Source organism: Prevotella sp. P5-64 (assembly GCF_002251285.1).
Taxonomy (GTDB): domain Bacteria; phylum Bacteroidota; class Bacteroidia; order Bacteroidales; family Bacteroidaceae; genus Prevotella.
Window position 1 is genome coordinate 63,333 of sequence record NZ_NPJK01000009.1, and the last position, 12,653, is coordinate 75,985.

Sequence of the window (12,653 nt, forward strand, 5' to 3'; positions counted from 1 at the left end):
AAAAAACAGCCCGTGCTGACAAACGCCATTGTGCAGACGTGGGCTGTTAGTGTACAATAATCTACATAAGGTTTTATTTTTAGTATTGCACTCTCTCACAGAGTATAACTTTATAACTTACTACTACCATAACAACGCTTACCCTTACCATCCCTACCGCAGTGATGATGTTTTTAATGATTTTAACATTTGTAATGCCACTCCAAACGATATTTTGGCTAAATTTGTACACCTATGTATATTATATATGTCCGCCGGACGATGGCCACGACCGATAGGGGAGTGGGGCAACGGGTCGAGGACGCAAAGGAAGGTATGAATATGACAACGATGATGAAGAAGGCCGACAGGCAGATGAAGGCGCTCTGTGCGGTGGTGGTGATGGTGCTGGCGGTGACAGCTGCCAGCGCTGCCGACCTGGACTCGTGGCGCGCCGGCACTGTGGTGAGTGCCCAGGAGGTGACACGCTATGGCGTAGACCGCTGCTTTGCCATCGAGCAGATAAGCGATGCGGTGTTTGCCCGTATGCGCTACTCCTATATGCCCAATCCCCACATAGCCCGAGCCGACCTGCGCTATCTGCGGCTGCTCCACCGCGACGCCCACGACCGCATCGTGCTCGGCGAGATGGTCTGCCATCGCCGCATCGCTGCCGACCTGGTGGCTATCTTCCGTCAGCTCTACGATGCCCATTATCCCATCGCGCGCATGGTGCTGGTCGACGAGTATCGGGCTGACGACGAGACCTCCATGCGGGCCAACAACACCTCCTGCTTCTGCTACCGCACCGTGGCTGGCAGTCGCAAGGTCTCTGCCCATGCCATGGGGATGGCTGTTGACATCAATCCGCTGTACAATCCCTATGTCAAGCGGCGTGCCAATGGCCGGCTGTTCATCCAGCCAGCCAACGCCGAACCCTATACCCATCGCGAGCGCCGCTTCGACTACAAGATAGAGCGCGGCGACCTCTGCCACCGCCTTTTCCTCCAGCACGGCTTCAGCTGGGGTGGTGCCTGGCGCTCGCTCAAGGACTACCAGCATTTTGAGAAACCATTCTAATCACTGATATGCAAACAGACAGACAGCCCGCGACCCACTGCGTGAGAGTATGCCACTCTTTCTATCCAGCCATGATGGGTGGCCCCAATTGTGACCATGACGAAGTGGAAACCTATGACCTTGCTGCGCTCAGCCCGGGTGATGCCCTCAAGTGGCGTGGTGAAGGCGGACGGTGGAAACCGCTTGTCTTTGTCGGCGCCGATGACGACGGCATCGACATCCGTTATGGCGACAGCGTCACCCATATCTGCTATGGTGGCGGTCATCACTGCGACACCGACGGCCATGACTACTGCCGTTTTGAACTTTATGTATCTGTAGACTAATAACCCCTTATGCTATGGACCCAGCACTGAACAATTATCTTAAAGCCGCCGATATGGCCTACGACATCGGTGAGATACACGCCCTCACTCCCGACTGCGCCCACTACGATACCCTCCTACGCCAGCAAGAGGTGTTGGGGCTGCTCGACCAGGCTGTCGACGGTGGTTATGTGCAAGCCTATCCCATGAAAGCGCTCCTCTCCGCTTCCGATGACTGGAGTACGTTCCGCCTCGTTCGTCCCGAGCTCTTCAGACAGATACTCCTCGAGGGCATCGACCGTGGATGTCTGGCCCCAGAACACGATGAAGCATGGACATGGATGACTCTGGCTGCCGAAAACAACGACCCCGAGGAGTTTATGGACGACATGGAGCGCTATTACGACCTGCTCATGACCGCCCTGGAGCATGGCAACTATGACGCAGAGACCATCATGGACATGATATGGCCTCCCGAACAGATTATAGAAGAAGACTGATATGGAAAAGGACATCAAGAGACTGGGCAAGCTGTTCTCCAAGATAGACGGGTTTGCCTCTACGCCCAAGCGGTGGCGCAATATCGCCCTGGCACAGGAGGCGTTTGAGTTTATGACCACCCGCCTGCCGTTGCGGGTCGAGGGCGAGCTGTCGCCTTACACCCGTGTGCGTCTGCTCGACATGATGATGGAGTGTGTCGACGAACTCGATGTGCCCCGATTTGCGCTCAAGGTGCGCGAGTACCAGTTGTCGATGCGCGCCCTTATCGACGACGCGCAGGACCTTGCCACCGATACCTCCTTCGACGACTATGCTGGCGATGCAGCCGGCTACCGTCGCCAGCTGGATGTCTTTGACGATGTGGAGCGTGCCCGCCAGAAGCTGGCAGACTATATCGACCCCGCCGTGAGCGACGACGAGTGGATGGAGCGTTACCACGCCACGCTCCGCTTCTGTCCTGTCGAGCGCACAGAGCAGTGGGAAGAGGTTATCTATGAGGTAGAGCGCCGTTGTTACAACAAGACACGGCTGTCGTGGCGAGGTATGGGCTTCTGCTTCAAGTATTGGAGCATCAAGAGGGATGTCCTCGCCGCGATGGGCATCGACTGGCAGAGTCCGCAGGAGATGAACCCGCGGTGCAGGTTTGACTGAGCGCGCGCAGTCACCACCAAGAGAAATGCGAAAAGGGACGCGGAAGGCCTGTGGTCTTCCTGCGTCCCTTTTCTGATAAATATTAAGTGAAAAATGGTCTCATATCAGAGGCATACCAGCCTCGGCACACTCGCGGCGCATGTCTTCGGGCCAGATACTCGCCTGGATTTCGCCGATATGTGCCTTGTGGAGCAGCACCATGCACAGTCGGCTCTGCCCGATACCGCCTCCGATGCTCAGCGGCAGCTTTCCGTCGAGCAGCTGACGGTGGAAGTAGAGCTCCTTGCGGTCTTCCTTGCCCTCGAGGGCCAACTGGCGCAGCAGGGCTTCCTTGTCTACGCGGATGCCCATGGACGACAGCTCAAACGAACGGTTGAGTATGGGGTACCAAATCAGTATATCGCCATTGAGTCCGGCCCTCCCGTTCTCGCCCATGGTCGTCCAGTCGTCGTAGTCGGGAGCGCGGCCGTCGTGCTTCTTGCCGTCGCTCAGCCGGCCACCAATTCCGATGATGAACACGGCGCCCCACTTGCGGCAGATGGCGTCTTCGCGCTCCTTGGGGGTGAGGTCGGGGTACATCTGGAGCAGTTCTTCGCTGTGTATGAAGTGTATCTGTCGTGGCAGAAATGCCTTCAGTTGCGGATAAGTCTCACACGCCAGATACTCGGTGCGCAGAATGGCGGCGTAGATGCGCTCTACCACGTTCTTGAGATGACTCACTGTGCGCTCCTCATTGGTTATCACCGCTTCCCAGTCCCACTGGTCCACGTAGAGCGAGTGCAGATTGTCCAGTTCTTCATCGGCGCGTATAGCGTTCATGTCGGTATAGATGCCGTAGCCCGGTTCAATCTCGTATTCAGCCAACGTGAGCCGTTTCCACTTGGCCAGCGAGTGCACCACTTCGGCTTTGGCGTCGCCCAGGTCGAGGATGGGGAACGTCACGGGGCGCTCGGTGCCGTTCAAGTCGTCGTTGATGCCCAGTCCTTTGAGCACAAAGAGCGGAGCAGTAACCCGTTGCAACCGCAGTTCGGTCGAGAGGTTCTGCTGGAAGAAGTCCTTGACCAGCTTGATGCCATGTTCGGTCTGACGGCGGTCAAGTACACGCTTGTATTCTTTATTGATGATAAGTTTACTCATGATTTCGTGTTAAATTGCTTGCAAAGGTATATAATTTCTTATAAACTGCAAACTAAATGTCGTTTTATTTTGTCAATTTGTCGATAATTATGGGAAATGTATTGACAATCTGTGCGCCGCTGCAAATAAATGATAGGAATTTTGCACATTTCAAAAGAAAGCTGTAACTTTGCATCACAGTTATGGCTCCGTAGCTTAGCTGAATAGAGCGTCAGATTCCGGTTCTGAAGGTCTTGGGTTTGAATCCCAACGGAGTCACTACGATGAAAGAGGAAGTCACCGAGATAGGGTAGGCTTCCTCTTTTGCTTTTGTGTTTGTGCCCAGCGCGACAGCCCTTGTCGCGGTTCTTGTAAAGCATTGATATAGCGATTGTTGAGGCTGCGATGTCGCCGTGCTGATGACTTTTGTAGGCTCGTATCATAAGTCACGTGAGCCCGTATCGTATGTCACGCGGTCACGTGACAATTGGCACGTGCTCACGTATCATTTGATACGAGCCGACGACGATGGTCAGTGGTCTGCCCATGATGGTCAGTGGGTCGCAGACGGTGGTCTGTGTACCCATCTATGGCCACTGGGCGATGGCGTAAGCATGGAGGCTGTCGGCCAAATCGCCTCTTTCTGGCTCGAGTTTTGTCATAATAAATATAAATATGTGTGATTTTGCCTCCGGCGTTGTCGGAAAATCAATAATTATTTGTAATTTTGCATCTTAATAGCAACATGCTGATACGACAGATGAGTAATAGCTCTACCGAACACATATTGACACAAACCATCGATGCCCTTGCCGACCCCTCTTCGTTAGAGGGGCTTATCTGTGGGCGCTCATTTCCCTCGTGGCCCGTCCTCGAAGAGATCGTCCAGTTGGCAAGAGCGGTTATATTTCCAGGCTACTACGGCAAATCATCGGTCGACCCCAATACCTTACGCTTCCATATCGGTGTCACTGTCGAACAGTTGCACCACCTGCTCGAACAGCAGACACGTGACGTGCTCTGCGCAGCGCGCCCCGATGATGCCGTGTCGGCTCTGCGGCGTGAGGCCAAGGACAAGGCTATGCAGCTGATAGCGCGTCTGCCTGAGTTGCGCCGCCGGCTTGCCACCGATGTCGACGCCGCCTATCTGGGTGACCCTGCCGCCAAGAGCTTTGCCGAGATTATCAGCTGCTATCCCACCATCAAGGCCCTGTCCAACTATCGTATAGCGCATGAGCTATACCTCCTTGGCGTTCCCCTCATCCCCAGGATGATGACAGAGATGGCCCACTCGGAGACCGGCATCGACATTCACCCTGGCGCCACGATTGGCGACCACTTCGCCATAGACCATGGCACGGGTGTGGTAATCGGCGAGACCTGCCGCATAGGCCGCAACGTGAAGCTCTATCAGGGAGTGACGCTGGGCGCCCGCAGTTTCCCCCTCGATGACCAGGGCAACCCCATCAAGGGTATCGACCGCCATCCCATCCTCGAAGACAACGTGGTGGTCTACGCCAATGCCACCATCCTGGGTCGCATCACTATCGGCGAAGGCTGTGTGGTGGGCGCCAATACTTGGGTGATGCACGACATGGCCCCTCAGACAAGCAAATACATAAAGAACAAAGACGATAATAACAATGGAATTTGAACTCATCGCCAAAACCTTCATGGGCCTGGAGCCCATTTTGGCACAAGAGCTGACCCAATTGGGTGCTAACAACGTACAGATAGGACGCCGCATGGTGTCGTTTACCGGCGACAAGGAGCTGATGTATCGCGCCAACTTCCAGCTGCACACCGCCATCCGTATCCTCAAAACCATCAAACACTTCAAGGCCCGCTCTGCCGAGGACGTCTATGAGGCCGTAAAGCAGATAGAATGGCAGAAGTATATCCTTGATGGCAAGACTTTCGCCGTTGACTCGGTGGTCTACTCAGAGGAATTCCGCAACTCCCGCTTCGTAACCTATAAGGTCAAGGATGCCATTGTCGACCAGTTCAGAGAACAGACCGGCAACCGCCCCAACATCTCTGTGACCAACCCTGATATCCGTCTGCATATCCATATCGCCGAAGACAACGCAACCCTCTGCCTCGACTCGAGCGGCGAGTCTCTGCACCGCCGTGGCTACCGTCAGGAGAGCGTAGAGGCACCTCTGAACGAGGTGTTGGCAGCCGGCATGATACTCATGACAGGCTGGAAGGGCGAGTGTGACTTCATAGACCCCATGTGTGGGTCGGGCACGCTGCTGGTCGAGGCTGCACTGATAGCCCGCAACATCAGCCCTGGTGTCTTCCGCAAGGAGTTTGCCTTTGAGAAGTGGCCCGACTTCGACGCCGACCTCTTCGACAACATCTACAATGACGACTCTCGCGAGCGCGAGTTCGAACACCACATCTATGGTTATGATGTGGATATGAAGGCGGTAAACACCGCGCGTCTGAACGTGCGTGCCGCCGGACTCACCAAGGACATCACCATAGAGAATGCCGACTTCAAGAACTTCACCAAGCCTGCCAACAAGAGCATCATGGTGACCAATCCTCCTTACGGCGAACGCATCTCTACCCCCAACCTGCTCGCCACCTACAAGATGATAGGCGAGCGTCTCAAGCACCAGTTCATGGGCAACGAGGCTTGGGTGCTCTCTTACCGCGAGGAATGCTTCGACCAGATAGGTCTGAAGCCCTCTATCAAGATACCCGTCTACAACGGCAGTCTGGAGTGCGAGTTCCGCAAGTATGCCATCTTCGACGGCAAGATGCGCGACTTCCGCTCTGAGGGCGGTGTGGTGAAGACCGAAGACGAGAAGCGCGAGATGGCACAGAAGCACCGCTTCCGCAAGGAGCGTGAGTTCAAGCGCCGTCTGGACGAGCACGAGGAAAACGAGGAAGGCGACATCCGCTCATTCAAGTTCCACTCGTTTGACGACAAGCAGCGTCCTGCCCGTCGTGGCAAGGACGACCGCTTCGGCGACCGTCAGGACCGTCCCCGTCCCCGCTTCACCGACAACGACCGTCGTGGCAAGGACAGCCGTGGCGGCAAGGGCGGCAGCAAGGGTGGCAAGCGCAATCCCTTCAAGACATACGACGCCGAGACAGAAGATTAATCATCAGGACAGCAGTCAGGGTGCTTCCATCCCTATGCACCGCAACGGGGGAGGCACCGGGGCTGTCAGTATAATATATATATAATAAGGTAGAGGTCATGAATATCAAGACATCATTCATCGCTATGGCAGCAATGTTATCAATGGGCGTGCAGGCACAGACCGCACAGCAGGTAGGTATGGTCAAGGAGCAGACAGGCGACAAGGGACTCACCCTTGAAGACATCAACTTTGGCGGCAGAAACTTCCACAACATGCGTGTGCAGAACCGCTGGTGCACCTGGTGGGGCAACCAGCTGGTGCGTCAGGATGCCGAGGCCTGCTTCATCGTAGACAAGAAGAGCGGCAAGGAGCGCCGTCTCTTTGCCATCAATGAGGTAAACCAGTGGGCTGGTCCCACCAAGAGCCGCAAGGTACACTCGCTCTACAACGCGCAGTTTCCCTATGCCGACAAGAGCATCGTGGTCATCCGCGAAGGACACACGATATACACCTTTGACTTCAAGAAGAAGGCACTGCTCAGCGAGCGCCAGATAGATGGCGATATCCTCGAGACCTGTGCTGCCAGTGAGGCTGTGGCATATCTCAAGGACAACAACCTCTATGTGCAGCGCGGCGTGAAGGAGTGGCAACTCTCTGCCGACGGTTCGCGCAACATCGTCTACGGACAGAGCGTACACCGCGATGAGTTTGGCATACACAAGGGCACCTTCTGGAGTCCCGACGGTACGCGTCTGGCCTTCTACCGCATGGACCAGTCGATGGTGACTGACTATCCCCAGGTCAACATCCCTGAAATCAACTTCAACCACCCCGAGACCGAGAGCTGCATAGCTACCGCCGCTCCCGACAAGTATCCCATGACCGGCGAGACTTCTCACAAGGTGACCGTGGGTGTCTTTGACCTCAACACCGGCAAAACCGTCTATCTCAAAGCCGGCGACCCCACCGACCGCTACTTCACCAACATCGCCTGGAGCGCCGACGGCAGCAAGGTCTATATGTTTGAACTCAACCGCGACCAGAACGACAGCCGTCTCACCTGTTACGACGCACAGACAGGCGAAAAGAGTGGCGAGCTCTATCGTGAGACCGACGAGAAATACGTAGAGCCGCAGAACCCCATCATGTTCCTGCCTTGGGACAGCTCCACCTTTATCATGCAGAGCCGTTGCGACGGTTACAACCACCTCTACCTCTGCTCCATCGGCAAGCATGGCAGTCGTATGGCTGGCAATACCGAGTCGGTAGACATCAAGCCCCTCACCCAGGGCGAGTGGGAAGTGTTTGAGGTGGTAGGCTTCAACGCCCGTCGCAAGAGTGTCATCATCACCGGCAATGCCCTCAGTCCTATCCAGAAGAACGTGTTCATGGTAGACTGTGTTACCGGCAAGCGCACCCTCATCGACGCCAATGGCGAGGGCTGGCACAGTGCCCAGATAAGCAGTGACGGTCAGTACCTCTATGACTCTTACACTACACCTGACACCCCTCGCAATATCGCCATCATCAATGTAGACAACGGCAAGAAGCTCGACTACTTCTCTGCCCCCGACCCCTGGAAGGGTTATCGCGTGCCCGAGTACAGTTGTGGTACGGTGAAGGCAGCTGATGGTACCACCGACCTCTACTGGCGTATGGTCAAGCCCACAGGCTTCGACCCCGCCAAGAAGTATCCCGCCATCGTCTATGTCTATGGCGGTCCCCACGCCCACAATGTCGAAGCAAGCTGGCACTATGGCAGCCGCAGTTGGGAGACCTATATGGCCGACAAGGGCTATCTGCTCTACATCCTCGACAATCGCGGCAGCGAGCATCGTGGCAAAACCTTTGAGCAGGTTACGTTCCGCCAGTTGGGTCAGGAAGAGATGAAAGACCAGATGAAAGGTGTGGAATATCTGAAGAGCCTTCCCTATGTCGATGGAGACAAAATCGGCGTTCACGGATGGAGCTTCGGCGGATTTATGACCATCTCGCTGATGACCAATTACCCCGACGTGTTCAAGGTAGGCGTGGCCGGTGGTCCCGTCATCGACTGGCACTGGTACGAGGTGATGTATGGCGAGCGCTACATGGACACCCCGCAGACTAACCCTGAAGGCTACAAGAAGACATCGCTGCTCTACAAGGCCAAGGACCTCAAGGGCAAGCTCCAGATTATCACCGGCTACAACGACCCTACCGTCGTGCCTCAGCACTGCCTCACCTTTCTCAAGGCATGTATCGCCGCCGGCACCCAGCCCGACTTCTTTGCCTATCCCGGTGAACCCCACAACATGCGCGGTCATCAGAGTACCCATCTCCATGAGCGCATCAGTCAGTACTTCTTTGACTATCTCAAGTAAAGACATAAACCTATAATTCATATACAGTCATGAAGATATTATTGTTAGGAAGCGGCGGCCGCGAACACGCCTTGGCCTGGAAAATCGCTCAAAGCGAGAAAGTGGAGAACCTCTTTATCGCTCCCGGAAACGCCGGTACGGCCGGTGTGGGGCAGAATGTGGCTATCAAGGCCGATGATTTTGAGTCGCTCAAGCAGTTTGTCGCCGACAACGGTGTGGATATGGTTGTGGTAGGCCCCGAAGACCCGCTGGTCAAGGGCATCTACGACGACTTCAAGGCCGACGAGCGTACTGCCGGTGTGCCCGTGATAGGTCCCTCCAAGGCCGGTGCCGTGCTCGAGGGCAGCAAGGACTTTGCCAAGCAGTTTATGAAGCGCCACAATATCCCCACGGCACGCTACGAGACCTTCGACGGTACCACCCTTGATGAAGGCTTGAAGTTTCTCGAAACCCTCAAGGCTCCCTACGTGCTCAAGGCCGACGGACTTTGTGCCGGCAAGGGTGTGCTCATCCTCCCCACGCTCGACGAAGCCAAGAAAGAGCTGCGCGAGATGCTCGGCGGTATGTTCGGTAATGCCTCTGCGCGTGTGGTCATCGAAGAATTCCTCAGCGGTATCGAGTGCTCTGTGTTTGTGCTTACCGACGGCAAGAACTATAAGGTCCTGCCCGAGGCCAAGGACTACAAGCGTATCGGCGAGGGCGATACCGGTCTGAATACTGGCGGTATGGGCAGTGTTACGCCCGTTCCCTTTGCCACCGAGGCATGGATGAAGAAGGTGGAAGACCGCATCATCCGTCCTACAGTCGATGGCCTCGCCGAGGAAGGTATCGACTACAAAGGCTTCATCTTCTTCGGACTCATCAATGTCGATGGCGAGCCTATGGTGATAGAATACAACTGCCGTATGGGTGACCCCGAGACCGAGAGCGTCATGCTGAGGCTGAAGAGCGACATCGTGGACCTCTTTGAGGGTGTTGCCGAGGGCAATCTGGCTGATCGCAAGATAGAGTTTGATCCTCGCGCAGCCGTATGCATCATGCTCGTCAGCGGCGGATACCCCGAGCACTACGAGAAAGGTTATCCCATTAGCGGTATCGACAGCGTGGAGGGCAGCATCGTCTTCCATAGCGGTACGGCAGTCAAAGACGGCGAAGTGGTCACTGCCGGTGGCCGCGTGATAGCTGTCTCGTCGTACGGCAAAGACCGTGAAGAAGCCCTCCGCAAGAGTTTCGGTGAAGCCCAGAAGATACAGTTCAAGGACAAGTACTTCAGAAGCGACATCGGTCAGGACCTCAAGTGACACAAGCATAACCCCCAGGCTCTCTGCCGTGACCTGCGGCAGGGAGCAGACAAGAGTAACGAATGAAACGGATACAGAACAGATTAGCCGAAAGCAGATATGCGCTGCCCTTCGTGGCAGTGGTAGCCGTGGCGGTATACCTGGCTGCCGGGCTCTTTACCCACAATCTGTGGGCGGAGTTCGGCATGCTCATACTCGCCACCTACCTCATGGTGCTGATGAACAACCATCACGCCCTCATACGCATCTATAGCCGTATGGTTTCCTGTGCGTTTCTCGTGTTCAGCATGACGTCGCTCTTCCTGTTCCCCCACATCCAGAGTGGCGTCGCGGCTTTGGGGTTCGCCATTTTCTATACGCTCCTTTTCCATTCCTATCAGGACAAGCAGGCCACGGGCATTGTCTTCTATGCCTTTGTCTGTCTGGGAGTGGTCTCCATGATATGGATGCGTGTGCTCTGGCTGTTGCCGGTGCTATGGATATTGCTCGCCACCAAGATGCTGGCTTTCAGCAGTCGCACCCTGTTGGCGTCACTCATGGGTCTGACGCTCCCTTATTGGCTTGTGGGTTGCTATCTGGTCTATACCCACAGATTGACAGAGCATACAGACTATCTGCTGACGATTGCGAGCGTCGACGCGTTGGCCGACTTCGCCTCCCTCCCGCTCATGGTCACCCTGACCATCATCTTTGTGCTGCTGATGGGTGTGCTGGGAATGTGTCATTATCTCCATACGAGTTACAATGACCGCATCAGCACCCGTATGATTTATGAGTTCCTGGTTATCATGCAGATTGTGCTGAGTGTGTTTATCGTCCTGCAGCCCCAGAGCTATGCTGCGCTGCTCCCGTTGCTCATCGTCAACACCTCGCCGCTGATTGCCCATTTCCTGGCGCTCAGCCACACCAAAACCAGTAATGTCACTTTCCTTGTCATCGCCGCCGCCAGTGTGGCGTTAATCCTTTGCAACTTAGTATTATGTTGATAGATTTCGGCTATTGGGGCATGCTGCTGTCCTCGTTCCTTGCTGGAAGTGTCTTCCCCTTCTCCAGTGAAGCCATCATGTTGGGCTTGCTGGCGGCAGGCCTTAATCCGGTCTATCTGATTATCTATGCCACGATAGGCAATGTAGCTGGCTCCATGTTCAATTACGGCGTAGGCCGTATGGGTAAGATGGAGTGGATAGAGAAGTACCTCCACATCAAGAAGGAGAAGGTGGAACGGGCGCAGAGGTTCCTTTCCGGCCACGGCGCATGGCTTGGCGTCTTCTCGTTTCTGCCTGTATTGGGCAGCGCCATCAGCGTGGCATTGGGATTGATGAAGGCCAATCTCTGCATTACATTTACCAGCATCACCCTGGGCAAGTTGATACGCTACATAGCCCTTGCCGCAGGCGCTTCATTAGTAATATGACATATTATGCGAATCCCTACATCTCTTTTATTCCTTGCGGGCGTAGTGCTATTGGGTTCTTGCAGCATGAAAAGTGCTGAAGACACGCGCTCCATCATTGTCAGTATCGAGCCTTTGCGCTATTTCACCGAGCAGATAGCCGGCGACAGGTTTGTCGTCAAGTCGATGGTGCCCAAGGGCAGCAACCCCGAGACCTACGAGCCCACCGCGCGCCAGATGATAGACCTCTCCAAGAGCGACATGTATATTAAGGTAGGGCAGATAGGCTTTGAGCGTGCCTGGATGAAGAAACTTGAGAAGAACGCGCCCCATACCATCGTCATCGACTCTTCCCAGGGGATAGAGATGGCCACGACCATGCACGGACATCCCGACCCTCACACCTGGATGAGCACCCAGAACGCTGTGATCATCGCCCGCAACATCTACCGTGCCCTCGCGGCGGTAGACACCAAGGACAGCCTCTACTTCAAGGCCAACCTTGAGAACCTCGTCAGCCGTATCAACATCCTCGATACCCATATCCGCGAGCAGATTACCCGCGACAAGTCCACAGCCTTCCTTGTCTACCACCCATCACTCACTTATTTCGCCCGAGACTACCGTCTGCGCCAGATACCCATTGAAGAGGAAGGACGCGAACCCTCTGTGTCGCAGTTGATGGCCACCATCAAGGTAGCCAAGGACAACCAGGTGAAGTGCCTCTTTCTCCAGAAGGAGTTTGCCAACCGCAATACGCGCATCGTAGCCCGTGAGACCGGCGCTACGGTCATCACCATCAATCCCCTCAGTTATAACTGGGAAGACGAGATGCTCCTCACCGCCAAGCGGTTGAAGTAGCCGCT

Annotated in this window: 12 protein-coding genes and 1 tRNA gene; 12 read left to right on the forward strand and 1 reads right to left on the reverse strand. The window is 55.2% G+C overall.

Annotated elements, in window-relative coordinates; translation table 11 throughout:
* The first annotated feature begins 234 nt into the window (after window positions 1–234).
* From CIK87_RS02155 to CIK87_RS02170, 4 genes are read left to right on the forward strand one after another with little or no spacing between them, the layout of a single operon-like run.
* Window positions 235–1,059, forward strand: coding sequence for a M15 family metallopeptidase (locus tag CIK87_RS02155; protein ID WP_254046494.1), 825 nt, complete (start codon window positions 235–237; stop codon window positions 1,057–1,059).
* A gap of 8 nt (window positions 1,060–1,067) precedes the next feature.
* On the forward strand, window positions 1,068–1,385 hold the full coding sequence (locus tag CIK87_RS02160; RefSeq protein ID WP_144007775.1) for a hypothetical protein: 318 nt from the start codon (window positions 1,068–1,070) through the stop codon (window positions 1,383–1,385).
* 14 nt (window positions 1,386–1,399) lie between these two features.
* The gene (locus CIK87_RS02165) at window positions 1,400–1,864 is read left to right on the forward strand and encodes a hypothetical protein (RefSeq protein WP_094385065.1); all 465 of its coding nucleotides are present in this window, start codon (window positions 1,400–1,402) and stop codon (window positions 1,862–1,864) included.
* A 1-nt stretch (window position 1,865) separates the two neighbouring features.
* A complete protein-coding gene (locus tag CIK87_RS02170) occupies window positions 1,866–2,516 on the forward strand; it encodes a hypothetical protein (RefSeq protein WP_094385067.1) in 651 nt (216 codons plus the stop codon).
* 99 nt (window positions 2,517–2,615) lie between these two features.
* Here CIK87_RS02170 and asnA read toward each other — a convergent pair whose 3' ends face one another.
* Window positions 2,616–3,653, reverse strand: coding sequence for an aspartate--ammonia ligase (gene asnA / locus CIK87_RS02175; RefSeq protein WP_094385069.1), 1,038 nt, complete (start codon window positions 3,651–3,653; stop codon window positions 2,616–2,618).
* A 184-nt stretch (window positions 3,654–3,837) separates the two neighbouring features.
* On the opposite strand from asnA, the gene CIK87_RS02180 reads away from it, so the two are divergent.
* From CIK87_RS02180 to CIK87_RS02215, 8 genes are all read left to right on the forward strand, one after another.
* Window positions 3,838–3,911: transfer RNA gene (locus CIK87_RS02180), tRNA-Arg, on the forward strand.
* 481 nt (window positions 3,912–4,392) lie between these two features.
* A complete protein-coding gene (gene epsC, locus CIK87_RS02185; RefSeq protein ID WP_094385178.1) occupies window positions 4,393–5,286 on the forward strand; it encodes a serine O-acetyltransferase EpsC in 894 nt (297 codons plus the stop codon).
* Window positions 5,276–6,748: a class I SAM-dependent RNA methyltransferase gene (locus CIK87_RS02190; protein WP_094385071.1), complete on the forward strand. Its 1,473-nt coding sequence runs from the start codon at window positions 5,276–5,278 to the stop codon at window positions 6,746–6,748. Before epsC ends, CIK87_RS02190 begins: the two co-directional genes overlap by 11 nt.
* A 98-nt stretch (window positions 6,749–6,846) precedes the next feature.
* Window positions 6,847–9,093 (forward strand): DPP IV N-terminal domain-containing protein, encoded by a 2,247-nt coding sequence (locus CIK87_RS02195; RefSeq protein WP_094385073.1) that lies wholly within the window; start codon window positions 6,847–6,849, stop codon window positions 9,091–9,093.
* Between the two features lie 29 nt (window positions 9,094–9,122).
* Window positions 9,123–10,394: a phosphoribosylamine--glycine ligase gene (gene purD, locus CIK87_RS02200; protein WP_094385075.1), complete on the forward strand. Its 1,272-nt coding sequence runs from the start codon at window positions 9,123–9,125 to the stop codon at window positions 10,392–10,394.
* A 62-nt stretch (window positions 10,395–10,456) separates the two neighbouring features.
* Entirely contained in the window at window positions 10,457–11,380 is a 924-nt protein-coding gene (locus CIK87_RS02205) for a hypothetical protein (protein WP_094385077.1), read from the forward strand.
* Window positions 11,374–11,808 carry a YqaA family protein gene (locus CIK87_RS02210; RefSeq protein ID WP_094385079.1) on the forward strand — a complete coding sequence of 145 codons (435 nt, stop codon included), beginning with the start codon at window positions 11,374–11,376 and terminating at the stop codon, window positions 11,806–11,808. Before CIK87_RS02205 ends, CIK87_RS02210 begins: the two co-directional genes overlap by 7 nt.
* A 66-nt stretch (window positions 11,809–11,874) precedes the next feature.
* The gene (locus CIK87_RS02215) at window positions 11,875–12,648 is read left to right on the forward strand and encodes a metal ABC transporter solute-binding protein, Zn/Mn family (protein ID WP_254046189.1); all 774 of its coding nucleotides are present in this window, start codon (window positions 11,875–11,877) and stop codon (window positions 12,646–12,648) included.
* Window positions 12,649–12,653 lie beyond the last annotated feature (5 nt).